The organism is Acinetobacter sp. AB03 (genome assembly GCF_058107045.1).
In genome coordinates this window covers 2,230,906-2,255,064 of sequence record NZ_JBUEBA010000002.1, presented here as the reverse complement: position 1 = coordinate 2,255,064, position 24,159 = coordinate 2,230,906, and the positions used below count along the sequence as shown (strand labels likewise).

Annotated in this window: 24 protein-coding genes and 1 pseudogene; 12 read left to right on the top strand and 13 right to left on the bottom strand. The window is 41.8% G+C overall.

Annotation, left to right across the window (positions count from 1 at the left end):
* Positions 1 to 251 precede the first annotated feature (251 nt).
* Positions 252 to 728 (top strand): hypothetical protein, encoded by a 477-nt coding sequence (locus ACY3FQ_RS11445; RefSeq protein WP_058869184.1) that lies wholly within the window; start codon positions 252 to 254, stop codon positions 726 to 728.
* A gap of 9 nt (positions 729 to 737) precedes the next feature.
* On the opposite strand, the gene ACY3FQ_RS11440 is transcribed toward ACY3FQ_RS11445, so the two are convergent.
* From ACY3FQ_RS11440 to ACY3FQ_RS11430, 3 genes are read right to left on the bottom strand one after another with little or no spacing between them, the layout of a single operon-like run.
* A complete protein-coding gene (locus ACY3FQ_RS11440; RefSeq protein ID WP_176537369.1) occupies positions 738 to 1,322 on the bottom strand; it encodes a TetR/AcrR family transcriptional regulator in 585 nt (194 codons plus the stop codon).
* A 6-nt stretch (positions 1,323 to 1,328) separates the two neighbouring features.
* Entirely contained in the window at positions 1,329 to 2,237 is a 909-nt protein-coding gene (locus tag ACY3FQ_RS11435; RefSeq protein WP_489774074.1) for an alpha/beta hydrolase family protein, read from the bottom strand.
* Between the two features lie 53 nt (positions 2,238 to 2,290).
* Positions 2,291 to 3,088 carry a crotonase/enoyl-CoA hydratase family protein gene (locus tag ACY3FQ_RS11430; protein ID WP_438331075.1) on the bottom strand — a complete coding sequence of 266 codons (798 nt, stop codon included), beginning with the start codon at positions 3,086 to 3,088 and terminating at the stop codon, positions 2,291 to 2,293.
* Positions 3,089 to 3,285: 197 nt separating this feature from the next.
* Here ACY3FQ_RS11430 and pnuC point away from each other — a divergent pair, with 197 nt between their 5' ends.
* The 3 genes from pnuC to ACY3FQ_RS11415 all read left to right on the top strand — a co-directional run bounded on the left by pnuC (position 3,286) and on the right by ACY3FQ_RS11415 (position 4,783).
* Positions 3,286 to 3,861, top strand: a complete 576-nt coding sequence (pnuC, locus tag ACY3FQ_RS11425) for a nicotinamide riboside transporter PnuC (protein ID WP_005399896.1) — start codon at positions 3,286 to 3,288, stop codon at positions 3,859 to 3,861.
* An 8-nt stretch (positions 3,862 to 3,869) separates the two neighbouring features.
* Positions 3,870 to 4,139 carry a hypothetical protein gene (locus tag ACY3FQ_RS11420; RefSeq protein WP_176537372.1) on the top strand — a complete coding sequence of 90 codons (270 nt, stop codon included), beginning with the start codon at positions 3,870 to 3,872 and terminating at the stop codon, positions 4,137 to 4,139.
* A gap of 134 nt (positions 4,140 to 4,273) precedes the next feature.
* On the top strand, positions 4,274 to 4,783 hold the full coding sequence (locus tag ACY3FQ_RS11415; RefSeq protein WP_489774072.1) for a DUF2505 family protein: 510 nt from the start codon (positions 4,274 to 4,276) through the stop codon (positions 4,781 to 4,783).
* 70 nt (positions 4,784 to 4,853) lie between these two features.
* Here ACY3FQ_RS11415 and ACY3FQ_RS11410 read toward each other — a convergent pair whose 3' ends face one another.
* Entirely contained in the window at positions 4,854 to 6,131 is a 1,278-nt protein-coding gene (locus ACY3FQ_RS11410; RefSeq protein ID WP_489774070.1) for an MFS transporter, read from the bottom strand.
* 213 nt (positions 6,132 to 6,344) lie between these two features.
* Between ACY3FQ_RS11410 and def the strand changes: the two genes are divergently transcribed.
* The gene (gene def / locus ACY3FQ_RS11405; protein ID WP_279670480.1) at positions 6,345 to 6,830 is read left to right on the top strand and encodes a peptide deformylase; all 486 of its coding nucleotides are present in this window, start codon (positions 6,345 to 6,347) and stop codon (positions 6,828 to 6,830) included.
* 14 nt (positions 6,831 to 6,844) lie between these two features.
* Here the strand turns inward: def and ACY3FQ_RS11400 are convergent, their stop codons facing one another.
* On the bottom strand, positions 6,845 to 7,627 hold the full coding sequence (locus ACY3FQ_RS11400; protein WP_259233401.1) for an AraC family transcriptional regulator: 783 nt from the start codon (positions 7,625 to 7,627) through the stop codon (positions 6,845 to 6,847).
* Between the two features lie 104 nt (positions 7,628 to 7,731).
* Between ACY3FQ_RS11400 and ACY3FQ_RS11395 the strand changes: the two genes are divergently transcribed.
* Both ACY3FQ_RS11395 and ACY3FQ_RS11390 read left to right on the top strand, forming a co-directional pair.
* Positions 7,732 to 8,952: an MFS transporter gene (locus ACY3FQ_RS11395; protein WP_489774068.1), complete on the top strand. Its 1,221-nt coding sequence runs from the start codon at positions 7,732 to 7,734 to the stop codon at positions 8,950 to 8,952.
* A 136-nt stretch (positions 8,953 to 9,088) separates the two neighbouring features.
* Positions 9,089 to 9,547 carry a hypothetical protein gene (locus tag ACY3FQ_RS11390; protein WP_489774067.1) on the top strand — a complete coding sequence of 153 codons (459 nt, stop codon included), beginning with the start codon at positions 9,089 to 9,091 and terminating at the stop codon, positions 9,545 to 9,547.
* A 5-nt stretch (positions 9,548 to 9,552) separates the two neighbouring features.
* Here ACY3FQ_RS11390 and ACY3FQ_RS11385 read toward each other — a convergent pair whose 3' ends face one another.
* The gene (locus tag ACY3FQ_RS11385) at positions 9,553 to 9,756 is read right to left on the bottom strand and encodes an amino acid transport protein (RefSeq protein WP_489774066.1); all 204 of its coding nucleotides are present in this window, start codon (positions 9,754 to 9,756) and stop codon (positions 9,553 to 9,555) included.
* Between ACY3FQ_RS11385 and ACY3FQ_RS11380 the strand changes: the two genes are divergently transcribed.
* On the top strand, positions 9,755 to 9,886 hold the full coding sequence (locus tag ACY3FQ_RS11380) for a hypothetical protein (RefSeq protein WP_489774065.1): 132 nt from the start codon (positions 9,755 to 9,757) through the stop codon (positions 9,884 to 9,886). The genes ACY3FQ_RS11385 and ACY3FQ_RS11380 overlap by 2 nt on opposite strands.
* A gap of 38 nt (positions 9,887 to 9,924) precedes the next feature.
* Positions 9,925 to 10,305 carry an endonuclease domain-containing protein gene (locus tag ACY3FQ_RS11375; protein WP_489774064.1) on the top strand — a complete coding sequence of 127 codons (381 nt, stop codon included), beginning with the start codon at positions 9,925 to 9,927 and terminating at the stop codon, positions 10,303 to 10,305.
* Positions 10,306 to 10,399: 94 nt separating this feature from the next.
* Here ACY3FQ_RS11375 and ACY3FQ_RS11370 read toward each other — a convergent pair whose 3' ends face one another.
* From ACY3FQ_RS11370 to metH, 3 genes are all read right to left on the bottom strand, one after another.
* Positions 10,400 to 10,822 carry a TIGR02391 family protein gene (locus ACY3FQ_RS11370; protein ID WP_489774063.1) on the bottom strand — a complete coding sequence of 141 codons (423 nt, stop codon included), beginning with the start codon at positions 10,820 to 10,822 and terminating at the stop codon, positions 10,400 to 10,402.
* Positions 10,823 to 10,829: 7 nt separating this feature from the next.
* Positions 10,830 to 11,285, bottom strand: coding sequence for a hypothetical protein (locus ACY3FQ_RS11365; RefSeq protein WP_489774062.1), 456 nt, complete (start codon positions 11,283 to 11,285; stop codon positions 10,830 to 10,832).
* Positions 11,286 to 11,489: 204 nt separating this feature from the next.
* The gene (gene metH, locus ACY3FQ_RS11360; RefSeq protein ID WP_489774061.1) at positions 11,490 to 15,179 is read right to left on the bottom strand and encodes a methionine synthase; all 3,690 of its coding nucleotides are present in this window, start codon (positions 15,177 to 15,179) and stop codon (positions 11,490 to 11,492) included.
* Between the two features lie 427 nt (positions 15,180 to 15,606).
* Between metH and ACY3FQ_RS11355 the strand changes: the two genes are divergently transcribed.
* Positions 15,607 to 17,226 carry an inorganic phosphate transporter gene (locus tag ACY3FQ_RS11355; protein WP_005399885.1) on the top strand — a complete coding sequence of 540 codons (1,620 nt, stop codon included), beginning with the start codon at positions 15,607 to 15,609 and terminating at the stop codon, positions 17,224 to 17,226.
* Between the two features lie 91 nt (positions 17,227 to 17,317).
* On the opposite strand, the gene ACY3FQ_RS11350 is transcribed toward ACY3FQ_RS11355, so the two are convergent.
* The 3 genes from ACY3FQ_RS11350 to ACY3FQ_RS11340 form a co-directional block, all read right to left on the bottom strand.
* A complete protein-coding gene (locus ACY3FQ_RS11350; RefSeq protein WP_489774059.1) occupies positions 17,318 to 18,865 on the bottom strand; it encodes a hypothetical protein in 1,548 nt (515 codons plus the stop codon).
* A 144-nt stretch (positions 18,866 to 19,009) separates the two neighbouring features.
* Positions 19,010 to 19,177, bottom strand: coding sequence for a hypothetical protein (locus ACY3FQ_RS11345; RefSeq protein ID WP_004694400.1), 168 nt, complete (start codon positions 19,175 to 19,177; stop codon positions 19,010 to 19,012).
* Positions 19,178 to 19,308: 131 nt separating this feature from the next.
* The gene (locus ACY3FQ_RS11340) at positions 19,309 to 19,926 is read right to left on the bottom strand and encodes a rhomboid family intramembrane serine protease (protein WP_004981045.1); all 618 of its coding nucleotides are present in this window, start codon (positions 19,924 to 19,926) and stop codon (positions 19,309 to 19,311) included.
* A gap of 160 nt (positions 19,927 to 20,086) precedes the next feature.
* Here ACY3FQ_RS11340 and nfuA point away from each other — a divergent pair, with 160 nt between their 5' ends.
* On the top strand, positions 20,087 to 20,725 hold the full coding sequence (nfuA, locus tag ACY3FQ_RS11335; RefSeq protein WP_004981041.1) for a Fe-S biogenesis protein NfuA: 639 nt from the start codon (positions 20,087 to 20,089) through the stop codon (positions 20,723 to 20,725).
* 174 nt (positions 20,726 to 20,899) lie between these two features.
* A pseudogene (locus ACY3FQ_RS11330) lies at positions 20,900 to 23,111 on the top strand (FepA family TonB-dependent siderophore receptor).
* 36 nt (positions 23,112 to 23,147) lie between these two features.
* Here ACY3FQ_RS11330 and ACY3FQ_RS11325 read toward each other — a convergent pair.
* A complete protein-coding gene (locus ACY3FQ_RS11325; protein ID WP_005399880.1) occupies positions 23,148 to 24,149 on the bottom strand; it encodes a hypothetical protein in 1,002 nt (333 codons plus the stop codon).
* Positions 24,150 to 24,159: the final 10 nt, after the last annotated feature.

The window sequence follows — 24,159 nt, the reverse complement described above, 5'->3', positions numbered from 1 at the left end:
TTTGTTGTTCAATCGCACTAAGTTAATTACTTTTTATAGTGATTTTGTGAGTGGAAAATCACATATCGTGATGCCTTTCACGTTTGTGAGAATATGTGTTGAATCACTTGAATTGGTCTGAGAATCAACACCCAATTACAAGTCATCGAATTGAGCATTTGAGTTCATACGTACTCTGTTTAATTAATTTGGTGTTTATTTGAGCGGTAATGCTGTATTTTAAAAGGGAATATTTTTTACGAGAGCAGAGCATGGCGACATTTTTATTAATGATTTGCATAGTCATTGCTTTGGTTGCGACATCTATTATTGTAATCAAAATTCAAAAAAAGCAACGTTTTTTGAATCGACAAAAAAAAGTGGTTGAATCGGAAGCAGCATCTTCTCAAATGACAACGCATACCAATAGAGCACCTCAGGTTGAGCGTGTTATTGAAGTTGATGCTTATGAACAAGAGCTGTTCGATGACGTGGCGACTCTATTTCTAGATCAAGCGATATTGCTCACGGCTGAAGAAGATGCAACGCTGATGCAAAGTACCTTATTGGTCAAAATGCCTGCGAAAACCCAGACGCAAATCCGCAAAATGGATTTAAATGAATGGTCTATTTTTTGGAGCTTCTATGATCAGTCGCTTGAATATTATGTAAGTCGTTATGGCATGTTTTATACGCATATTGACCGCAGTGGACGCGAGCATAAAAAAAGCCATCGTACTCGTGATTGATCTCCTCGCTTAAGCCTCCGCAGCTTCCATCACAGCCATGGATAACTGTTTAAGAATTCGTTCTGCAACATGAGTTAGATAGAAGTCATCCTGTTTTAAGCGTGTCATTAAGATTGCCCCCTCATAATCGGCAACACTGATTTTAGCCAGTGCCTCAGCTTGAGCAATAGGCATGACTTGCTGAAAGTAGTGCAACAACGCCAATTCCCAATCTTGGAAAATCGATTGAATTTTGAGATCAATTTGTTCGGATAAATGTGGGATTTCCAATGACAGCATCCCGACTAAGCAGCCTTGAACACCAACACTAAAAAAGCTGACAGATTGCTGGTGCAAGTGTTCAAAGCGAACGCAATACGCTAAGTGCGTATCACACAAAATGCTGAACAATTTATGGTTTAAGTATTGCTGGCTGACTTGCAAAATATCTAAAACCAAAGCTTCTTTATTGGGATAATAATAATAAAATGCTGCTTTACTGAGCCCACAAGACTTTGCTAGTAAATCCATACTGGTGCCTGCATAACCATGGGTTTTAAAGGTTTGCATGCAATGCAACTGGATTTGTTCTTTACTCAGTTTTTGTGGGCGCATAGAGCTTTAACGTTCCGTAGTGGTTGGTGAGGATAAATAGCCATCGAAAGTGTTCAGCATATCTTCCCAGATGGCTTCGGCCCCTTGGCGGAAATATCCCATGTGTCCAATTTCTTTCAAGCCATAGTCACTGGCTTCAATATTGCGATAATGCATGTTCGCATTCCGATAATGCTGCATAAATGCGTGCCTTGAGTTGGGTAAAGCCCAGTCATCATCCAGTGCTGAAACAGCATAGATTGGAGTTTTGACCTGTGCATATTGTTCCAGTAAGTGTTGTTGCTCGGGATCTGCAAAAAAGTAGGTCGGATTTTTACACCATTTTCGCCACTGTGTGTAGACATCGACAGGTAAATCGGTACCCATTTTCAATAGGCTCCAAGGCAGATAGCCCTTTAGTGCAACCATCGGTGGGAAAATAAGATTCCACATGACATGTACTTTCATTTTCTCCCGAAACGGCATATAGCCATGCCAGCCCGCACCCGTGCCAAAGCAATACATCGCAGTGACTTGGCCATGGTTGTGGGTTAAACCGAGTGATTGGCCTCCATAAGAGTGTCCAACCACAAAAATAGGTTTGCCATCTTTGAGGATAGAGTCAATGGCAGCCGACAAGTCTAGCTGCCCCCAGTCCAAATAGGACATGCCGAAACCTTTGAGTTGCTTCGGTGCAGAAAGTCCCACACCACGATAATCAAAAGTTAGGACTTGATAACCTAGAGCTACTGCATACTCGGCAAAGCGGCGATAGAACTGCTGTGGTACACCTGTTGCACTGGCAACAATGATGTTGGCTTTGATCGGCTCAGATGAGGAATAACGTGTGCCAACGAGTACATAACCATCGGTTGCTGAAAATTTTACAGTTTGTTTCTCAATTTGGGGCGAATCTAAATGGGCTGTGGCTTGCATTATCGTTTCTTCTTTTTTGTTAAATACTAAAGTCGGTTCCAGACTTTTGGGCTTTACTGTCCTTTAAACTGAGCAGGGCGGCGTTGTAGCATCGCCATGACACCTTCTTGGACATCTTGGGTTTTGAGTAGTGGGCTGAGGTGCTCTTGTAAATGTGCAAAGGCATAGTCTGCGCCGTGTTGTACTGCTTGTTGTGCAGAAGCCAGCGTGGCTTGAACGGCAAGTGGTGCAGCTTGTGCAATTGATTCTGCAAGGCTCAATGCTCGCTCTAATGCAGCATTTGGCGTGGATGCTTCTACGACCTCGGTAATTAAATTGAGGTCGAGAGCTACTTGTGCATTGAAGCTGTCACCTGTGAGTAGATAGCGCATAGCTTTGTTCCAACCCGCCGCTTGTACAAAACGAACCGTTGCACCGCCAAAGGGTAAAATACCGCGCTGTACTTCCATTTGGGCAAATTGTGTATTGGCATCGGCAATAACCACATCGGCATTGAGCATCAGTTCAATTCCCGCGGTAAAGCAAAAGCCTTTGACTGCCACAACCACGGGTTTGGTACGAGGTCTGGAGCTGGTGCCCCAAGGGTTAATTTGTGTCGTGGGAAAGTCGAAAACGCCTGCAGTGAGTTTGGGTTGCAACTCAACCAAATCAAGCCCAGCAGTAAAATGTTCTCCGTGCGCAAAAATTACAGCACAGCGCAGTGAAGGATCATCCTCATATTCGGTAAGGGCCAGTGATAAGTCATGAATCATATGACTATCGAAAGCATTGCGCTTGGCTGCGCGATCTAAACCAATTAAAAATAACGAACCGCGAACTTCGCGACTGACACGACCTTGTTGTTCTGACATTTTGATTATTCCTGCATCGTTTTATAAGTTTTTAAACGATTGTTAGAAAACTGTCAAAACTTATGCGTATTCATTCTGTGACTCGACAGTTTGATCCGATTCACCGAAAAAAACGACGTTTAGATTGAGCGGAATTGTCTTGCCTTTATTGAGTTTTTTTTCATAATAGCAGCACTTCTTTGAATACCAGTTGAACCATGTCTAGCCTTGAAATATTTGCAGTCATCATTAGCTTAATTGGGGTGACGTTGACCATTAAGCGCAATATGTGGTGTTGGTGGTTTAACTTCGCTGCTTTCTTGTTATATGCCTATTTGTTTTATACCTATAAGCTATATGGCGAAACCATTTTGCAGTTTTTCTTTGTGGTGGTGAACTTTTACGGTTTTTATCACTGGCTCAAAGGTAAACAACAAGATCATGAGATTCGAATTGAACCGATTACAGCTCGGCAAGTGATTTTGCAAATGCTGCTTGCCGCTGCGGCTGGTGCAGTATTTGGTCTGAGCTTAAAGTATTTGACCGATGCTGCTGTACCGCTATTGGATGCCCAGCTCGCAGCGTTTAGCCTGTTGGCGACTTATTGGACCAGTCGTAAACATATTGCGACATGGGTGCTGTGGGTATTTGTCGATATTGTTTATGTCGGTATGTTTATCTATAAAGATTTGTTCCTAACCGCGGCTTTATATGCAGGCTTTGTTGGCTTGGCGGCTTTTGGCTGGTGGCAATGGACACAGGTACGCCATAAACAACAGCTGAAAAGTGTTTAGGCTAGGCAGTGTTGATTGACTTTAAACAAATACAATTGGCTCAATTTGAGTCGGTCGTCGAACGGTTAAAGGGAAGTCCACAGCAATATTTGGACTTTGCTTCGGTTGCGGATTTTTATCAGGCCACTTGGCTGGATGACTTACCCAGTAGTGCAAGTTGGGCGGTCACAGGACTGGATGATGGGGCCGAGCATTTTGATATTCGCTTGGCCTGTTTTGAGCGCGTGGTTTTTATTTATATTGCAGATGATATTGTCATACAGAATGGCACACATTGAAATCTAGATCACGGTATAGTCTGTGCTGGAGCATCGTCTATATTTGACCTTTTTACAGGATGACGAGATCCAGTTTTCAGTCCTGATCAGGGCATGGATGTTTACAAAAAACAAAAAATAAAGGATTTAATGTTATGGCACATCAGTTTGTAGTCAATGCCACCATCAACGGTGTTTCGTTGGATGACTTCCGTCGACTCGCAGCCAATATCAGCTTACATGAAAAGGTTTGCCGTCGTATTCCTGGGGAGAAGTTGGAAATTTTGGAGTCGAATAAAGTTGGCGATATTTATACCCTTAAGCGCGCGTATAATTTGGATGTCAATATTCCCGATATTGCGAAGAAATTTCTAAAAGATGCATTTCGTTTACAACGTACCGACGTCAGCAATTTAGTTGTGCTCAGCTCGGAAGTCCGTTTAGACCCTAACCTACCTTTAGAAGCTGTGTGCCAACGTAGTGTATCGGGTAATGATAAGCAGATTCACTTTCAACTGGAATGGACGGTAAAAGTGAAAGTGCCATTAATTGGCGGTATGCTAGAAAAACATGCTGAAGGCGAAATTCGTAAGTTTAGCCAAATCGAGCTTGATATTGTGGAAGATGAACTGCGCCAAAATCTGCATGCAGAAACTTTAAGCTAAAGGCTTTGACCTCATGTTTTCAAAGTAGCTTGCATAAAAAGAAACCCTTCGATTGAAGGGTTTTGTCATTTTAGTGCTTCGTCTCGAACCGAGTTCGATAAACCAAAGCTGTGAAGAAGCAAACCAAACAGACCAGCCAAATATAATACATCGCGCCAATGTTGCTATAGAGACTGAGCCATTGAACCAGAGGCAGTGTGATGCCTCCTGCAATGGCATAGGCGACATTGTAGGAAAACGAAATGCCCGAAAAGCGGATCGAAGCAGGGAACATCTTGACCATGCTATAGGACACAAGCCCAACCGTGCCTGAAAAGAATCCCAAAAGCATATACAGTGCAAACACCGTAGTTGGACTGACCGCACCTAAACTGTGATAGAAAATGGTTGCGATAGCGGCGACACCGAGCGAGCCAACAATCAAGACCTTGGCTGCACCAAAGCGATCTGCCAATGTCCCAGCGAGTATACATCCTAGCATTTGCATGATGATCGCAGCACTTTGCATTTGAAAAGCATCGCTACGTTCAAAGCCAAAGGCACCCGTCAGTAAGTTTGGCATGGCTAAAATCAGTACCACCACACAAGCAGTTAAGAACCAAGTCAAGAGCATACCAATCACCACGGCGGTTTTATGGTTGGCTAAGACTTGTTTCACTGGTATTTCTTTAGACAGCTCTTTACGTGCTTGCATGGCTTTGAATACTGGGGTCTCTTTCAAATAACTACGTAAATACAAGGCCACTAAGCCAAAAATACCGCCCACAATAAAGGGAATGCGCCATGCCCAATCATGTATAGCTGCTTCACTAAACTGAAGAGAAATGAACAGTGACATTAAAGCACCGAGCAAGATGCCGAGTGACAAACCAGCCGTAAGTAAGCCATTGGCAAAACCAATTTTTTCAGATGGGACATGTTCAGAAACAAAGGTCCATGCCGCTGGAATTTCTCCACCAATTGCAATGCCTTGTACCACCCGCATAAGGAGTAAGAGTAAAGGTGCGGCATAACCAATCGTTTCAAAGGTCGGCATAACCCCGATCATGAGGGTAGGCAAAGCCATGAGCAAAATAGATAAGCTAAATAGACGCTTGCGCCCGATGAGGTCGCCAAAGTGCGCCATGACTACACCGCCAAGTGGACGGAAGAAGTAACCTGCGGCAAAAATACCGTAAGTATTCAGCATAGCCCAAAATGGGCTGAGCCCTGCGGGAAAGAACAGCTCAGAAATAATTTTGGCGTAAAAAACATAAATAACAAAGTCATAGAACTCAAGTGCACCACCGAGTGATGACAGCCCAAGGGTACGTTTGTCTTCTCTGGTCAAACGTGGTGTTGCATCCATGCGTATATTTCCAAAGCTGAATAAAGGTTTATATTTGATTTTAAAGAAGTCTTTTTTGAATGAATAATCAATCTTTCTTTACTGGGAGTGAACTAAAAATTATACATGAATCAACATCGTTGATTTGATGGTCAACGTAAACATATAACGCAGGTGAGATAAAAAGCTTATGATATAAAAAGAATAAATAGGTATAAAAATGAGGATTTGTGTATGAGTGTCATTTTACCTGTTGCACAACGTGGTGAAGATATTTTAAGACTCAAAGCCGCTCGCGTCGCAGATGCAGAATTTAATAGCGACTGGCTCATGCAGTTGGCCTCTGCCATGATTGCGACCATGTTGGAGCGGAGTGGTATAGGCATTGCTGCACCACAAGTCTATATTTCAAAGCGGGTCATTATTGTGGCTTCACGGCCAAATTTACGCTATCCCGATGCGCCTGAAATGGACGCCGTGGTGATGGTCAATCCTGAAATTTTAGAGTTTTCGCAAGCAACGACCTTAGGTGAAGAAGGCTGTTTAAGCGTACCGAATGAGCGTGGTCAGGTACAGCGTGCGCAAAGCATTAAGGTGCTGTATCACACTTTGACTGGTGAGGTAATGGAAAGTACTTTTGAAGGTTTTCCTGCACGCATTGTGCAACATGAAATCGATCATCTAAATGGTATTTTATTTGTCGATCGCCTGAGTGCTTAGTCGCGAGTGTCATTTTATTCATCTTTATATTTAAACTGTTGTGGGGTCTGCCCCAAATGACGTTTAAACATGGTGCTAAACGCACTCGGATTGCTATAGCCAAGAGATCTTGCAATCTGCGCAACAGATTCACCACTGGCAATTTTACTTAAGGCATGGGCAATATGCATTTGCTGAACCCATGCGCGATAAGACAGCCCGGTTTCCTTTTGAAACATGCGCATCAAGGTTCTGGAGCTGGTGCCAATTTCATCTGCCCACGTGCTTAAATCTTTTAACTGATCTGGTGTACTTAACAGCGCTTGGCAAATATTCATTAAGCGTCGATCTTGCGGCCACGGAATTTGGATGGGCAGCAGATTGGCTTTATGAATTTCATCAAAAATTAAAATCTGTAAAGATCGAGACAATTCATCTGAACTGATCAGCTCGGAAGGTGGAATGTGTTCAATCGCATTGAGCCGAATGAGCAGTTCATGCAATAACTTACTGACCCGAATAATAAAACAATGTTGCCCCAGCAGTGCAGCTGCATCTGCCTGAACCAATGCGGTATTGAGTTTAACTCGACTTAATGAAATCACACTGTGTTCAACATGGGTCGGAATCCATAGTGCGCACATCGGCGGCACGATCCAAACGTGGTTTGGGGTGAACACTTGAATCATCCCTGTCGAAGCATACAGAAACTGTGCCCGCGAATGGGTATGCGCAGGGGTAATCTCTCGATAAGTATGCTCAGAAGAAAGTCCAATCACCAATTCGGACATTTCGGTTTGAATCAGAGAATTTGGCATGTGTGTCTTTAAGTTGTCAGTTATACAATGATTATTGGAAGATAGTCTTATGAATGACATTTTACAATCAATGCCTGATGAAAAATACATGGAGTTTGCGAGGGATGTCGTCTTCAATTCAAATGAAAGAGGGTATGGGTCAAGCTACAATCAATGAGCAACCGCAAGGTATGATTATAAAAGTGGTGGGAGCTGTGGCGGTTGCACATCTACTGAATGACTTGATTCAAGCCGTTTTGCCAGCCATTTACCCGATGCTGAAAACCAATTTTTCCTTAAGCTTTGCGCAAGTGGGACTGATTTCATTGGTGTATCAAATTACGGCATCGCTAATGCAACCTTGGATTGGACTGTATACCGACAAACATCCGAAACCTTATCTGCTGCCACTCGGCATGGTGGTGACTTTTAGCGGCATTTTACTGTTGGCATTTTCACCAAATTTTATTGTACTGCTTATGGCTTCGGCATTGATTGGTGTGGGATCTTCAACCTTTCACCCTGAAGCCTCTCGTGTGGTGCGAATGGCTTCAGGTGGGCGCTTTGGTACAGCACAATCGACCTTTCAGGTCGGTGGCAATACTGGTACAGCCATTGGGCCTTTATTGGCAGCGTTGATCATTGTACCGTTTGGACAGCATGCCGTGGCATGGTTGATTGTATTTGCTTTACTTGCGATTTGGGTTCTGTTCGGTGTCAGCGGTTGGAGCATCAGCCACAGTAAAAAACAGTTGGCAGCACGTGCGCATCAAGTGCAAAGCAAACTACATGGGCGTCAACTCGTCATCGCGCTGTCGACCATTTGCGTGTTGATGTTTGCCAAATTTACTTACATCGCCAGCATCAGTAACTATTTCACTTTTTATTTAATGCACAAGTTTCAGCTCAGTTTGCAAAGTGTGCAGTTACATCTCTTTGCCTTTTTGGCTGCGGTAGCTCTGGGTACATTTGCAGGTGGGCCGATTGGAGACCGAATTGGGCGTAAAGCAGTGATTTGGGTGTCTTTTGTCGGCATGGCGCCGTTTGCGTTGATGATGCCACATGCCAATCTATTTTGGACGACAGTACTTTCGATTATCTCAGGTTTAGTACTTTCCTCTGCCTTTGCCGCTATGGTGGTCTATGCTCAAGAAGCCGTCCCGGGACGAGTTGGCATGATTGCAGGTTTGATGTTTGGTTTAATGTTCGGTGTAAGTGGTATTGCCGCAGCAGGTTTAGGATATTTGGCCGACGTCAAAGGCATTCAATGGGTATTTGGCGTGTGTTCGTTATTGCCTTTACTCGGTTTGGCGACCTTCTTTTTACCGAAGACGCAAGCAAACTAACTGAATACTGCTGACCTTCAGTTTCAATCGCGCTATCTTATCAAACGAAGATGGCGCGATTGCATTTTGGCCTGATGATTATTGTTATGTATAAATGCACTAGGGTTGTGTGTTTTGATTTTAGAGGATTGAAGCGATGACTGATCTTGATGGTGTACTCAAATTTTCCTTGGGCATAGACCAGCTTTCATTTGAAATGGATGGACAGCATATACAGCTGGACCAAGGCTTAAGCTTTATACAGTCAAACAGTATGCGTCATGGGTTGCTGGATGAGCTTGCGATTGAGTCGATGATTTATGTGATTGAAGAGTTGTTAGAATCCGTTCAAATGAAGTATGCCCAACCTAAGACCGCCATGACTTCAGATGTAATATTCCAAAAGGTTTTAGCATTATTTTTTCCAGATCAGCAGCAACTTGACCGTGTGCAACTTGAAAGTGCTTTCAATACCTTTGTTGAGCGCAGGGAATACTATGTGTCTAAGGTGGCTGATGACGGTCTTTCTAGTTTGATTTACTTTATCGTGCTACGGGAGATGATGCATCACTGGAATGTGGTAGAGATTAAATTTGAATTGCTTGAAAAGGCTTGATCACTTTAAAAACGTAAAAAGTAGGGAACAGCAGATAAAAGTAAGCCGATACCGCCTAGTAATGCGTTACTTTCAATAAAATAAGGGAAGATCATTAAAACTAGACCTACAGTCAAAGGTACGGTCATTTTTTGTTTTTTGCCATAGAGAAAATAGCCTAAACCAATTGAGCTAAAGATCACGCCGAGAAAAAGTTGGGTTGAGTTCATGATGATGTTTCGTGCATTGTTATTCTCTGGCAGTATTATGCCAATATTCTTAAAAGAAGATGATAAAAATAAAGATTATTCTTTAGGGCGTATAGAGCAGTATTTATTCCAAGCGATATGTTTAGACTAGGCATGTATTTCCTATATTTAAAAATAAAGAGAATTTAGATGCAACCTTACAATAAGAACTTAAAACAAGCCTCGCGTGATTTGCGAAACAATATGACCGATGCTGAACAACTGTTATGGCATAGATTACGCCGTAAACAAATTTTAGGATTACAGTTTTATCGACAAAAACCGATTCTTAATTTTATCGTAGATTTTTATTGTCCTGCTGCAAATTTGGTGATTGAGTGTGATGGTGGGCAGCATTACACAGCAGAAGGGTTGGAGGCTGATCGGGCGAGGGATCAAGCTTTGGCGCAGTTGGGGTTGAACGTGCTGAGGTTTGATAATAGGCAGATTTTGACTAAGATTGATGGGGTGGTTGAGAAGATTTATTGTGTTGTTAACCTAAGATTGGAATCCCCCTCTTGCGAAACATAGTTTCTCACCTTTAGAAAGTGGGACTTTCCGTGAATTTGATGATAGTTTTTGATTCGTGAGGCTCCTCCCTTTTCTAAAGGGAGGTTGGGAGGGATTAAAGGTCTCCTTCATATATTTTTTTAGCTTCTATGGCTTTATCAAGTTTCCTATGAATAAGAGATATCATTGATAAAGTATCGAGAGCATCTTGTTCATTGACTTCCCAAGTTATTTTAGGTGCGTGTGCAGTAGTATTTCTGAAAGTTCCAAATACACCTTTGAGTAAATTCATAAACCCTTTTTGTTCACTTTCATGGCTTTCAGTTGTTAAGTTATTTAATGCTAAATAAGGAATTTTACCTTTATATGAGAAAGCTTGATCAACTAATTCTGAACCGTCAGCAGTTAAGTTAGTTTTTATTCTAATTTTTTCTGCAATACTTTTAGTTGCTTCAAATACAGCATGAAAATAATTATCGACAAGTAATTCAGCTTTGCAAAAAGTAAGGATGTCAGCTCTGTACACGACAAATTTCACAGAACCCTTATCCTATCAGGAGGATGTCAGAATGAATTTTTCGGTCTAATAATGTTTTTCTTAAATTTTGAGCTCGTTCTTCAGCTTCAGAAAAAGTTTTTACTTTATCTGTTTCTCTGATATCACCACTTTCAGTTAGTTCAAAGCCCTCAAATGACAATACATAATTTAGTTCGGTTCTTATATTTTTAAACCATTCTTTTCTATGGATGTGTCGGGATGGGCGTAGAACATATTTGATAAATGCTAGAATATTGTTGGAACAGCGATCTTCACTTTGCTTGGTACTAAGAGCATCATACAAACGTTTCCATTTTGTAGAATTCAATTGTGGGTCTTTGATGCTTGTTTCAGCAAGATATTTGGAAATTTCAGTTCCTGAAATCCCATTATTTGTATCACCCAAAATTTTACAAATACTTTCTAGGCTACCAAGATCAATATTTTTAATTATTGCCATCATTTACTTTAATTTTTAACGATTCATATATTCTAAGTATATGCTTGGGGAATATCAATTTAATCCCTCCCAACCTCCCTTTGAAAAAGGGAGGAGCTGTCACCTAATTCATTTGATACGCAAAAGTTCCCCTCACTTTGAGGGGATTTTTTTGATACGAATTGATTTTCTTTCCCCTTTGCCAAAGGGGGATTTAGGGGGATTCAATTAACCAATCGAATCATCTAAATTCGGTGCTAACCAACGCTTCGCTACATCCAGTGACCAACCCTTACGCTTTGCATAATCCTCAAGCTGATCTTGAGAAATCTTGCCCACATTAAAGTATTCACTTTCAGGGTGTGAATAATAGAAACCACTGACAGAAGATGGCGGCATCATCGCAAAGTGTTCAGTCAGTTTCGTACCGATTTTTTCTTCAGAACCTAACCAGTCAAATAACACCGCTTTTTCAGAATGCTCTGGGCAAGCAGGGTAACCTGGCGCAGGACGAATACCGACATACTTTTCTTTGATCAATTCTTCATTGCCCAAAGTCTCATCGGCTTTATAGCCCCAGAACTCTTTACGGATACGTTCATGCAGATGTTCAGCGAAAGCTTCAGCAAAACGATCTGCGAGAGACTGAACCAAGATTGCAGAGTAATCATCACCTTTGGCTTTATATTCATTTGCCAATTCTTCCGCGCCAAAGATCGACACGGTGAACCCGCCCAGCCAATCTTCAGCCTGATCTTTGCTTGCAATAAAGTCCGCCAATGACAAGTTTGGCTTGCCTGTGACTTTATCTGACTGCTGACGGATATGATGGAAAGTATGCGTCACCGCAGCGCCATTTTCATCGTACACTTCTACAGAATCTGCCGCAGAACGGTTGGCAGGGTAGATGCCAAACACTGCACGCGCATCGAAGCGTTTATTCTCAATGATGTCTTTCAGCATCTCTTGCGCTTGATTATACAAGTCAGTCGCTGCTTCACCGACCACTTCATCTGTTAAGATTGCTGGGAATTTACCCGCCAAACTCCAAGAAATAAAAAATGGTGTCCAGTCAAAATATTCCACCAACGTTTCCAGCGGATAATTGGTGATGGTCTGCGTGCCGATAAAGTTTGGCTTGGCAGGCTTATTGGCTGCAAAGTCAATTTTCAGGCCATTTTCAACAGATTCAGCATAAGTCAGCTTGGCCGCTTTTGGTTGCTTATTGGCTAAACGTTCACGAATCTTGGCATATTCAGCACGATGCTCAGCAATAAAATTACCACGCATTTCTTTTGATAGTAGGGTGGTTGCCACACCGACTGCACGCGATGCATCAGCCACATAAATCACTGCATCATTTGAATATTGCGGATCAATTTTAACGGCTGTATGCGCTTTCGATGTGGTTGCACCACCAATCAATAAAGGAATGTCAAAACCTTTACGTTGCATTTCTTTCGCAACAAACACCATTTCATCTAATGATGGGGTGATTAAACCTGATAAACCGATGATGTCACATTTTTCATCAATCGCAGTTTGCAAGATTTTTTCCGCAGGCACCATCACGCCCAAATCGACAATGTCATAACCGTTACAGCCTAAAACCACACCAACAATATTCTTACCAATATCATGAACGTCACCTTTTACGGTTGCCATCAAAACACGACCTTTGGATTGTGCATTGCCTTTTTCAGCTTCGATGTACGGGTTCAGCCATGCTACGGCTTGTTTCATCACACGCGCAGATTTGACCACTTGAGGTAGGAACATTTTGCCTGAACCGAACAAGTCACCGACCACGTTCATGCCATCCATCAATGCACCTTCAATGACATCGAGTGGACGTTTGGCTTTTAAACGGGCTTCTTCAGTATCTTCGTCGATATACGTGGTGATGCCTTTTACCAACGCATATTCGAGACGCTTTTCTACCGACTCATTGCGCCATTCAAGGTTTTCAGCTTCGCGTTGAGCGCCAGTATGACCACGGAATTTTTCTGCCACTTCAAGCAGTTTTTCTGTGGCGTTTTGACCAGTTTCACCTTGGTTTTGGTTCAGTACAACATCTTCAACCGCATCTTTCAGTTCTTTTGGAATATCGTCATAAATCGCCATTTGACCCGCGTTAACGATACCCATAGTCATGCCTTGTTTGATGGCATAGTAAAGGAACACAGAGTGAATCGCTTCACGTACAGGTTCATTACCACGGAATGAGAAGGATACGTTAGAGACACCGCCTGAAATCATGGCATGCGGTAAATTCTGCTTAATCCAACCTGTGGCTTCAATAAAATCGACGCCATAGTTATTATGTTCTTCGATCCCTGTTGCCACGGCAAACACGTTTGGGTCAAAAATAATATCTTCGGCAGGGAAGCCAACATCATTGACTAAAACATCATAAGAACGTTTACAGATTTCACGCTTGCGTGCAGCCGTATCTGCCTGACCTGTTTCATCAAATGCCATGACAATAATCGCAGCACCATACTGGCGACATAAACGTGCTTTTTCGACAAACTCGTCATAACCTTCTTTTAAGGAAATTGAGTTCACGACAGGCTTACCTTGTACGCATTTTAAGCCTGCTTCAATAATTTCCCATTTTGATGAGTCAATCATGATTGGCACACGAGAAATATCAGGTTCAGATGCCACTAGATTGAGGAAATGTACCATTGCATTTTGCGAATCGAGCATCCCTTCATCCATGTTGATATCAATAATTTGTGCGCCTGCAACGACTTGTTGCTGTGCTACCTCTAGGGCTTCAGCAAATTTTTCTTCACGGATGAGACGTAGGAACTTTTTTGAACCTGTAACGTTGGTACGTTCACCGACATTAACAAATAATGAATCATCATAAATATTAAATGGTTCTAAACCACTGAGACGACATGCAGGTCTGGTTTCAGGAATCTGACGTGGTTGAATGTCTTTAACAGCATTGTAAATGGCACGGATATGGTCAGGTGTGGTACCACAGCAACCACCTGTAATATTGATCAAACCACTTTCTGCAAATTCTTTAATGAAGGCTGCGGTTTGCTCTGGGGTTTCATCATATTCACCAAAGGCATTTGGTAAACCTGCGTTTGGATGGGCAGAAACAAAGGTATCTGCAACATCAGCAATAGTTTTAACGTGTGGGCGCATCGCGTCTGCACCCAAGGCACAGTTAAAACCAATTGAGAGTAAATCGCCATGACGCACCGAGTTCCAGAACGCTTCTGCGGTTTGACCTGTAAGAGTACGACCTGATGCATCGGTAATGGTGCCCGAGATCATGAGTGGAAGTTCACGACCAAGTTGCTTGAACACTTCCTTGACTGCAAAGATCGCAGCTTTACAGTTTAAGGTATCGAATACGGTTTCAATCAAGAGGATGTCTGCACCACCTTCGATTAAGGCATGCGTTGCTTCAATGTAGTTTTCTTTAAGTTCGTCAAAAGTAATGTTACGGAAGGCTGGGTCATTTACATTGGGTGAAATTGAACAAGTACGTGAAGTTGGACCAAGTACGCCTGCAACAAAACGAGGTTTGTCTGGGGTTGAATATTTTTCACAAGCGGCTTTGGCTAAGCGTGCCGCTTCGCGGTTAATCTCGGGAACGAGATCTTCCATGTGGTAATCCGACATTGAAACGCGTGTGCCGTTAAAGCTATTGGTTTCAATAATGTCTGCACCTGCATCGAGGTACGCTTCATGAATACCTTGAATAATTTGTGGTTGAGTCAGCACCAAAAGGTCGTTGTTGCCTTTGAGGTCAGAAGCCCAATCTACAAAACGTTCACCACGATAATCTTCTTCTTCGAGCTTGTGACGCTGAATCATGGTACCCATCGCACCATCGATAATAAGGATGCGCTCGGCAAGAAGTGCTTTTAAGGTGACAAGTGTAGACATTCAAAACTCACAAACAGGTTTTCAAAACGTGCAATATTTTAGCAGAAAAGCAGGTTGATTGATGCCTAATTCAAGTGGTATTGGCTATATGGCAAATAAAAAAGGCTGATTTAGCTTTAGTTTTCACGAAAGTGAAATATAGACCCGTTATGTTAATAGATCAGAATAACTAGAGATGAGAAACTATCTATTGGAGCAGATTGTTACAGATAGCACAGCCAAATGTAAGAAAATAATTCAGCGTAATCCGCACCGAGAAATTAAATTTTGAGCCAGCACAGGGTGTTCAAGGCTTATAGCTGATTTACTGCTGATCTAAAATAAGCCAATTATGAAAAAATTGGCTTCATGTGACACGCATTTGTCATATAATTGTCACAATTAAATTGAACAATAGGGGATATTGATATCCTCTTTAGCCGTCTGCATGAATTCTAATATTCCTCCCGTCCAAGATCAGGTGCACGTGACACAGGTCAAGTCGACGAATGTGCACGTACCTACACCGAAATTTTTTATGCCGGTGTTTTTAACGGTCATTATTTCAACGCTAATTTATATTGGCTTTCAGCTTTCTGCTGACTTATCGCATGTTCCTGCACTGAATCTTTACTCTTTAATCCTTTTAGCGACGGCGTTGTTCATTGCTTTGGGTTTTGAGTTTGTAAATGGCTTTCACGATACTGCCAATGCGGTTGCAACGGTCATTTATACCAATGCACTGTCTGCGCCTGTTGCGGTGATGTGGGCTGGTTTCTGTAACTTCCTTGGGGTTATGGTCGCAAGTGGTGCAGTGGCTTACGGTATTATTGCGCTGCTGCCCGTTGAGTTGATTATGAATGTCAGCTCAGGTGCAGGTTTTGCCATGGTGTTTGCCATGTTGATTGCTGCGATTTTGTGGAACTTGGGCACATGGTTCTTGGGTATTCCAGCATCAAGTTCACACACTTTGATTGGTTCGATCTTGGGTGTGGGCATTATGAACTACCTGATGCATTCGGGTAGCGGTGCTTCGGGTGTCGATATGGATCAGGTGATTAAAGTCGGTAAAGCTTTACTGTTTTCACCTATGATCGGTTTTGCTTTTGCAGCAGTGTTGTTCTTATTGGTGAAAAAAATCTTTAAGAAACAACTGGAACTATTCCAACCACCTGAAGGCAACAAACCACCACCGCCACTGATTCGTGCCATTTTGATTTTTACTTGCACAGGTGTAAGTTTTGCGCACGGTTCAAATGACGGTCAAAAAGGTATGGGTCTAATCATGCTGATTTTGATTGGTATTGTGCCTTTGGCTTATTCTTTAAATAAGAATTTAGATTCACAGCACATTCAGTCATTTGCTCAACTTTCAGATCAAACTGCGGCTGTGATTTATCCGAATCATAACGATATTGCAGATGAAAAAGCCCGTACGGTGATCACGCAATATATTCAAACCAAAGAAATGACCCCAGAAGTCGTACCTGCTTTAGCCAGTTTGACAGATCATTTGGGTGAGCGTGTTGGCCATTATGGAGATCTTAAAGATATTCCTGAAGCTGAAGTTTCTGCACTACGTAATGACATGTACTTAAGCACGACAGCATTCAAACGTTTGGATAAAGCGGATCAATTGCCAGCGATGTCGGAAGCGGGCAAAAAGACAGTAAAAGAATATCGTAGTAACTTAGATTCATTCTTACAGTACATCCCAACATGGGTGAAAGTGGCTGTGGCATTGGCTTTAGGTCTAGGTACGATGGTGGGCTGGAAGCGTATTGTCGTGACTGTAGGTGAGCGTATTGGTAAAAACCATATGACTTATGGTCAAGGCATGTCAGCAGAATTGGTGGCGATGACCACGATTGCAGCTGCTGATGGCTTTGGTATGCCAGTATCGACCACACACGTATTGAACTCTGCGGTAGCAGGGACCATGGTGGCAAACAAGTCAGGTCTAAACTTTGCAACAGTGAGAACCATTCTTTCGGCTTGGATATTTACCTTGCCAGCCACGATCTGTTTATCAGGTGGTTTGTTCTGGTTGTTCCTACAGTTCGTTTAATCTGATGTGTAAAAACCAATGATAAAAAAAACGCTACCCAAGGTAGCGTTTTTTTTAGCTCTGTATTTTATTGAAGCCAGTATTCAAGGCCTTACTTTTTGAACTTCGCCCAGACTTTGTCTAAAGGTAGTTTATCTGCGGCAAAGCCATAAAGTGCTGCAAAGGGCAGTGCAGTACGTGCTAAATAAGCTACACGCCATAAGCCACCGTGATTGGCGCCGTGCATCATTAGTTCTAGAGGATGTTCAAGTTTGTTCTCTGGATTGGCTACAGAAGCAGGATTACGCAGATCATGGATCCATAAAGCCGCCATGATGGCATTGGTGGTTTCAGGCTTAAAGGCTTCAACATCAAACAAGCTCGCCCCATTAAATGCGGCTTTGAGCAGTGGATTTTTGGTGACAGAGTGGGTTGTAGTTGATGGCGCAATGTTGATGCTGACGCGCTGACCTTCTGAGCGAGCAAGCGTTGCACGCCACTGCTGAATACGTTTAGCCAACGCATAGTTCGGCCCTTGTTCAATCACTAAACAGTCGGCGATGCCGTAAGACTTGTCATTATCTGACTCGACGAGGTCATGTAGGTTTTTCTTAAAGAAAAGTTGCCCGCTGAGGGTTGAAATACTTTTACTGATCATCTGCTGCGTTTTAGAACGACCACTGAACTTTTGCTCAGATGCTGTAATGACTTCCTCTGGAACTGCATAGACATCGGTAGGTGTACACATATACATCAAACTGGTATCTGCTTTTTGCGCACTGACATGTTGCATAATCGCATCCATTGCAACAGAAACACGGACATGTTTTTCACCATCCAAATACGCAATCGCGGCCAAATCTAACTGATGTGGGTTTTGTACCAACCATTCTGCAATTTCACGCACTTGTGTCAGTAAGTTCGCGCCGAGTTTTTCTTTTAAAACAGCGATAGGTGTTTCTGCACTCAATGCTTCAACAGATGGGGCATATAACGTGGCATTGCCGTGTTGAATGGTGTCTAAAATTTTGCCCCATACACGGCTATTGGGTAAATCAACTGCCACAATATTGGCTTTCCATTGGGCTAACCATGTGAGTGGACCCGCTTCAGATGCCGCACCGAACAAAACCATAGTGCGGTCAGATAAATCAAACCATTCAGGATGTTCCACACAGGCAATCAGTGCTTCAGCATGACTGGGTTCAATCACACCTGCATCTAACCACGTTTGGATTTGTGCAAGTAAAGCACCTCCTTTGAGTTGTTGGCCTTGATAAGGCACTGACCACTCAGGTGCAGCATCACTTTCACCTTTGAGTTTGATGGTGTGTAGCGGTGTCGTTTTAAGTGACATTACATCTTTGAGGAGATGCTTTTGGCCATCGCGATAAAACTCAAACACATTATGTGCTTTGTTGAGCCCATCTTGTGCCATTTGAATCGGTGCAATTTGATTACGAATCCCAAATTCAACTAAGGATTTAAAATAGCGTGGATATTGTTTACGCCAGTTCTTTTCTGTAAGTGCAGTAACAGAGCTTTGGTGATCAACATTGGCTAAGGCCTCTGCAATAATCTCTTGCCCTGTACGTGAGGTACTAACTTTTTGTGTTTTCGAGTAAATTGGAAATTGAAGACCATCTAAGGGATTGGACATGCAAGAAATCTCACTGGCATTTGCTATTTATATACAGTTGTAAACATTATCTATGCCAAATCAAATTCCTGCTTGGCATTTCATGCCAAATTTATGTAAAAATATATGTAATAAAAAAGCCTTCTGAATAGAAGGCTTTTGAGTTTAGCAGCGACCTTTTTTGGCCTGTCCGGGTGGGCAGAAATCGCCTTGGCCATGAGGATAATAAGAACGATCAGGATCGACGATGATACTCCCTTCAGGGGTGTGTACCGCACAGGCTGTAAAACTGAGGCTGATCATCAAGGCTGCAAATATAGACATTATTTTCATCGCAATTTCCTTGGTTTATTGTGGTCCTGATGTTCATTGTAAAAATTAGGACCACCCGTTGCTGTGAAAAAATGTTACTGAGCCTCTATATGCGTATGGATGCAATCCATGTGCAATCTAGGGGTTTAGTTTTAAATAGGTAACTGGGTTAATTTGTTCAGAAAGTGTGGGATAAGACGCGGCTCTAAAATTAAGGTCATGATGACCCCATAAGCAGCTCCCCAAAGATGGGCGCTATGATTGATGTTGGAGTTGCCTTTTTTACCTGACCAGATGCTATATGCCACGTACAACACTGCAAAAATAATCGCAGGTACGGGAATAAAAAATACAAAAATCAGCTTCCAAGGTTCAAACAACACATACGCAAACAATACCGCGGAGACCGCACCAGAAGCACCAAGGCTTGCCCAGCGCACATCATTCTTATGTTTTAAATAACTTGGTAAAATGGCAAAAATTAAGCCACCCAGATAAAACAAAATAAAACCTAACTCATAGAAGTATTGACGGTAAAAACTTTCAATAATGCTACCAAAGAAAAACAAGGTGAACATATTGAACAGGAGATGCATACCATCGGCATGAATAAAGCCATGTGTAATAAAACGATCGTATTGTCCACGTTGCATCGCAGGAGGCCAGAAAATCAGACGGTTCATCACGTTCTGATTTGAAAATGCCACCATAGAAATAATGACTGTAATAATAATGATCGTAACTGTATGATTAAAAGGTAAATCCAACATTTCTGAGATGTTCTACATATAACTATCTTGTGGTCATAATGCCATTAAATTGAGCGAAAAGATGAACTTTCACAATAAATCCGACAATTTTGGTTGATTTTTTTTAATTACCCCGCATCTTCAGTTAAAATAGTAACTTCAGCTTGAGGAAATGATTGTTATGTCGACTGAGAACAGCAGCACTGCAGTTGCAGAGGAAATTCCAAACTTATTGATTACTCCGACTGCACAAGAGTATTTACGTGATTTATTAGAAAAACAAAATACACCGGGCATTGCTGTACGTGTATTTGTTGAAAATCCGGGTACACCACGTGCTGAATGTTGTATGGCATATAGTGCGCCTGAAGAAGTGATCCCAACTGATTACCGTCAAGATTATCCAGACTTTCCTGCATATATCGACACACCGTCTATTCCATATTTGTTGGATGCGGTGATTGATTACAATAAAGACCGTTTTGGTGGGCAATTGACATTCCGCGCACCGAATTCGAAAGTGCCACGTGTAGGTCCTGATGCATCAATTGAAGAGCGTATTACTTATATTCTTCAGTCTGAAATTAACCCAGGTCTAGCTGGTCATGGCGGTAACTGTGCATTGGTTGAAGTTGTTGAAGATGAAGAGCATGGTTTAACGGCTGTATTGAAATTTGGTGGTGGTTGCCAAGGTTGCTCAGCGATTGATGTCACCTTGAAACAAGGTGTTGAAACGACTCTGCAACAACACATTCCTGAGTTACGTCGTGTTATTGACCAGACGGATCATACGCAGGCAGAAGGCGCGTACTTCAAATAATTTTTAAACCATTTTACCAAATAACCTCCTTAAATTAGGGGGTTATATTTTATCTAAAGGTAAAATATAATTGAGAATAATTATCAATATTTATTGCAATATGTTTATCATTTGTTAAGATACCCTACGAAATTTACACAATCTCTCCTTCTTTTGTATTTGGGTGTATGCGTTATGGGTAAAAATCTGACGAGATCAACTTTGGCTTTGGCTGTTGTAGGGGCAATGAGTTCATTCGCGATGGCGAATGAATCGCTGACTACTGGGGCAGAAAAAGATACAACACAATTACAAACGATTGTATTAACGGCTGAGGAACAGGTTAAGCAGTCTCTAGGCGCATCTATTATTACGGATAAAGATTTAGAAAAATTACCTGTTGTAAATGATATTTCTGAATATGTACGTCGGATGCCTGGCGTAAATTTAACAGGCAATAGTGCAACGGGACAACGTGGTAATAACCGCCAAATTGATATTCGCGGTATGGGGCCAGAAAATACCTTGATTTTGGTTGATGGTAAGCCTGTGAATTCGAGAAATTCTGTGCGTTATGGCTGGAGAGGGGAACGTGATACCCGCGGTGACTCAAACTGGGTGCCCGCAGATGCGATTGAATCTATTGAAGTATTGCGTGGTCCTGCGGCTGCTCGTTATGGCTCAGGTGCCATGGGTGGTGTTGTTAATATTAAAACTAAAAAAGTCACAAACGAAGTTCATGGTTCGGTTGAGGTATTTACTAACCAACCTGAGAACTCAAAAGAAGGTTCGAGCCATCGAGAAAGTTTTAACTTGAGTGGTCCAATTATTAAGGACGTATTGTCTTATCGTTTATATGGAAATTATAACAAGACAGATGCGGATGCTGCAGATATCAACCCACTGACAGAAAGTGGTAGTCGTGCAGCAGGTCGAGAAGGCGTTGAGAATAAAGATATCTCAGGGCGTTTAGCTTGGCAGATTAATGATCAACAGAGCTTGACTATTGACACTTCATTTGGTCGTCAAGGGAATGAATATACAGGTGATATTCAAAACAGTAATGCAGATGCAACAAATCCAGATTCTAGCTTTAGTAACATTGCGTACGTCAATGGATTGTTAGGTAAAGAAACTAATACGATGTACCGAGACAGTTATGCTTTAACCCATGAAGGAAAATGGGCATGGGGTGATACAAAATTATTGGCTCAATTTGATAAAACTAAAAATAAGCGTATTCCTGAGTCACTAGCTGGTGGGCCAGAAGGAAGTCCAAATTCATTTGATAAAAAAACGTCGGTGCTAGATACCACACGTTTTAATGCTGAAACCAATATTCCATTGGATATATTTCTTCCTCAAGCACTCACCTTGGGCGCAGAGTGGGTTGAAGATAAGTTTAGCGATGCAACCAGTACAGTACAAGCAGATGCCTCTGGTTTGGTACAGTTGCCATCTGATCGTACTCACATGAAATCACGAATTGCTTCTGCATACATTGAAGATAACTTTAAAGTAACTGATGCAACAGATTTGGTCTTGGGAGTTCGTTTTGATGATCATAGTAAGTCTGGGTCAAACTGGAGTCCAAGTTTAAACATTACCCAAAAACTTGGAGATTACTTCACTTTAAAAGGTGGTATAGCAAGAGCATATAAAGCGCCAAATATGTATCAAAATGCAGAAGGCTACTTACTCTTTACACGTGGGAACGGTTGTCCTGACACCACAGCAACGGCTTCGGGAAGTTGCTATTTAGTTGGAAATGCAGACTTAAAACCTGAGACTTCTATTAACAAGGAAGTGGGTATCCAGTTTGAAAAAGATATTGTGAATGCAAGCTTAACGTGGTTCCGTAATGATTATAAAAACAAAATCACATCAGGTGACGAAGTTGTTGGAACGACAACCGTAGGTTCAACAACATATCATTTATTAGAGTGGACCAATATTCCAAAGGCTTTAATTCAAGGTCTAGAAGGAAGTGTTAGCTTAGATTTTGGTAATATTAATTGGACAAACAACTTTACTTATATGATGGATTCAGTGAATAAAACCACTGGAAATCCTTTGTCAGTTGTACCTAATTACACGATTAATTCGATTTTCGATTTTCAACTATGATATTACAGATCAATTTGATGTGAATTTCGTTTATACCCAATATGGTCGCCAAAAACCACGTCAATTTGCTGAAACGCGTAATACAACGATGAACACGAAAAGTGTGCCAAGCTATGGTATCGCAGGGATTAATGTTGGATACAAATTTACAGATCAATTTAGCGGTCGTTTAGGTGTGAGTAATTTATTTGATGAGCAACTTGTTCGTAATAATGACTTGAACCAAACCTACAACGAACCAGGTCGAGCTTATTATGCGAGCTTGAAGTATGCATTCTAAATTATGAAAGAAAAAAGCCGCATAATGCGGCTTTTTTTATCGTTTTAGAATCGCTTGTGCTTGGTCAGAATAATAAAACTGTTCTAAATAATAACGTGCTCGATCACGCAAGTAATGTGATTGGATGAGCTCTTGAATAATAGGATTCAATAAATCTTGAAGTTCATTTTGAATTAAAGCTTCGTCGATATTTAAGTCACGTAGGAGTAAATCAAAAGGACGTTCTTGGTTGCGAATGTACCAAGCATAAACACCATCATGCAGCTGTTGCTGCAGATAGTTAGTTTGACGTATATGTTCCCAAATTTCGTGACCCATAGCGACGGTTTGAGGCAAGTCTTGCACTTCTACATAATTTTTTAAAACTGATAAAGGCATGTCTTTGATTTTATGCCAAAGATTGGCTTGAAAATGATACAGCTTTTCATCATTAAAGTTTTGATTTAACACTTGTTCGCTCATTTGACTGAGTTTTAAGATGTTCTTTTGCAAATAATGACCGATGGTGTCATTTAGGTTTGAGTCCGTGACGGTTTCAAGTACCGACTTGCCCATTTTCATAAAACTAGAGACACCCGGCACACGTTTGGTCATGACGGAGTTGTTTAAATAGTCTTGAATTGAGTGCTGAATGAGCTGAGTAATCATGGCTGAAAAAGCTGGGTTATTTACCACAGTTTTAATCAGGCGTTGACGATGCCCACTTTTACTCGCGACATACTGCGCAATTTTGTCGATGGTGAGTACTGGAATCACATCGGCAATTTTTGTTGATTCATTGATGGGGTGAATCAAAGCAAATTTGATGTGCTCTGCAATTTGTGAAATCAGATGTTCTGTTGCAGGTGTGGCTAGGATTTGTTTTTGCAACAGCGCATTGATGTCTTCAAAGCTCCACAGTTGCTGCAAAGTTTGTTTTCTAAACCAGTGATAAAAGAGGGTGAATTCATTTTGTACGGTACTTGCTTGCGAAAACTCATGATCTAAAAAATTAAGATGAGCTTCAATGAGCTGCTCAATCATCGGGTGTTTCTGCATACGTACTCAA

Excerpts from the sequence above, each read along its gene's own strand:
- ACY3FQ_RS11410 (WP_489774070.1), bottom strand. The coding sequence starts at position 6,131 with ATGGATGCAACACCACGTTTGACCAGAGAAGACAAACGTACCCTTGGG.
- ACY3FQ_RS11415 (WP_489774072.1), top strand. The coding sequence starts at position 4,274 with ATGGCACATCAGTTTGTAGTCAATGCCACCATCAACGGTGTTTCGTTG.
- ACY3FQ_RS11445 (WP_058869184.1), top strand. The coding sequence starts at position 252 with ATGGCGACATTTTTATTAATGATTTGCATAGTCATTGCTTTGGTTGCG.
- ACY3FQ_RS11430 (WP_438331075.1), bottom strand. The coding sequence starts at position 3,088 with ATGTCAGAACAACAAGGTCGTGTCAGTCGCGAAGTTCGCGGTTCGTTA.
- ACY3FQ_RS11345 (WP_004694400.1), bottom strand. The coding sequence starts at position 19,177 with ATGAAAATAATGTCTATATTTGCAGCCTTGATGATCAGCCTCAGTTTT.
- ACY3FQ_RS11365 (WP_489774062.1), bottom strand. The coding sequence starts at position 11,285 with ATGATGGCAATAATTAAAAATATTGATCTTGGTAGCCTAGAAAGTATT.
- ACY3FQ_RS11440 (WP_176537369.1), bottom strand. The coding sequence starts at position 1,322 with ATGCGCCCACAAAAACTGAGTAAAGAACAAATCCAGTTGCATTGCATG.
- ACY3FQ_RS11340 (WP_004981045.1), bottom strand. The coding sequence starts at position 19,926 with ATGTTGGATTTACCTTTTAATCATACAGTTACGATCATTATTATTACA.
- ACY3FQ_RS11390 (WP_489774067.1), top strand. The coding sequence starts at position 9,089 with ATGACTGATCTTGATGGTGTACTCAAATTTTCCTTGGGCATAGACCAG.
- ACY3FQ_RS11355 (WP_005399885.1), top strand. The coding sequence starts at position 15,607 with ATGAATTCTAATATTCCTCCCGTCCAAGATCAGGTGCACGTGACACAG.
- ACY3FQ_RS11400 (WP_259233401.1), bottom strand. The coding sequence starts at position 7,627 with ATGCCAAATTCTCTGATTCAAACCGAAATGTCCGAATTGGTGATTGGA.
- ACY3FQ_RS11325 (WP_005399880.1), bottom strand. The coding sequence starts at position 24,149 with ATGCAGAAACACCCGATGATTGAGCAGCTCATTGAAGCTCATCTTAAT.
- def (WP_279670480.1), top strand. The coding sequence starts at position 6,345 with ATGAGTGTCATTTTACCTGTTGCACAACGTGGTGAAGATATTTTAAGA.
- ACY3FQ_RS11380 (WP_489774065.1), top strand. The coding sequence starts at position 9,755 with ATGATGATGTTTCGTGCATTGTTATTCTCTGGCAGTATTATGCCAATA.
- ACY3FQ_RS11435 (WP_489774074.1), bottom strand. The coding sequence starts at position 2,237 with ATGCAAGCCACAGCCCATTTAGATTCGCCCCAAATTGAGAAACAAACT.
- ACY3FQ_RS11395 (WP_489774068.1), top strand. The coding sequence starts at position 7,732 with ATGTCGTCTTCAATTCAAATGAAAGAGGGTATGGGTCAAGCTACAATC.
- nfuA (WP_004981041.1), top strand. The coding sequence starts at position 20,087 with ATGTCGACTGAGAACAGCAGCACTGCAGTTGCAGAGGAAATTCCAAAC.
- metH (WP_489774061.1), bottom strand. The coding sequence starts at position 15,179 with ATGTCTACACTTGTCACCTTAAAAGCACTTCTTGCCGAGCGCATCCTT.
- ACY3FQ_RS11350 (WP_489774059.1), bottom strand. The coding sequence starts at position 18,865 with ATGTCCAATCCCTTAGATGGTCTTCAATTTCCAATTTACTCGAAAACA.
- ACY3FQ_RS11375 (WP_489774064.1), top strand. The coding sequence starts at position 9,925 with ATGCAACCTTACAATAAGAACTTAAAACAAGCCTCGCGTGATTTGCGA.
- pnuC (WP_005399896.1), top strand. The coding sequence starts at position 3,286 with ATGTCTAGCCTTGAAATATTTGCAGTCATCATTAGCTTAATTGGGGTG.
- ACY3FQ_RS11385 (WP_489774066.1), bottom strand. The coding sequence starts at position 9,756 with ATGAACTCAACCCAACTTTTTCTCGGCGTGATCTTTAGCTCAATTGGT.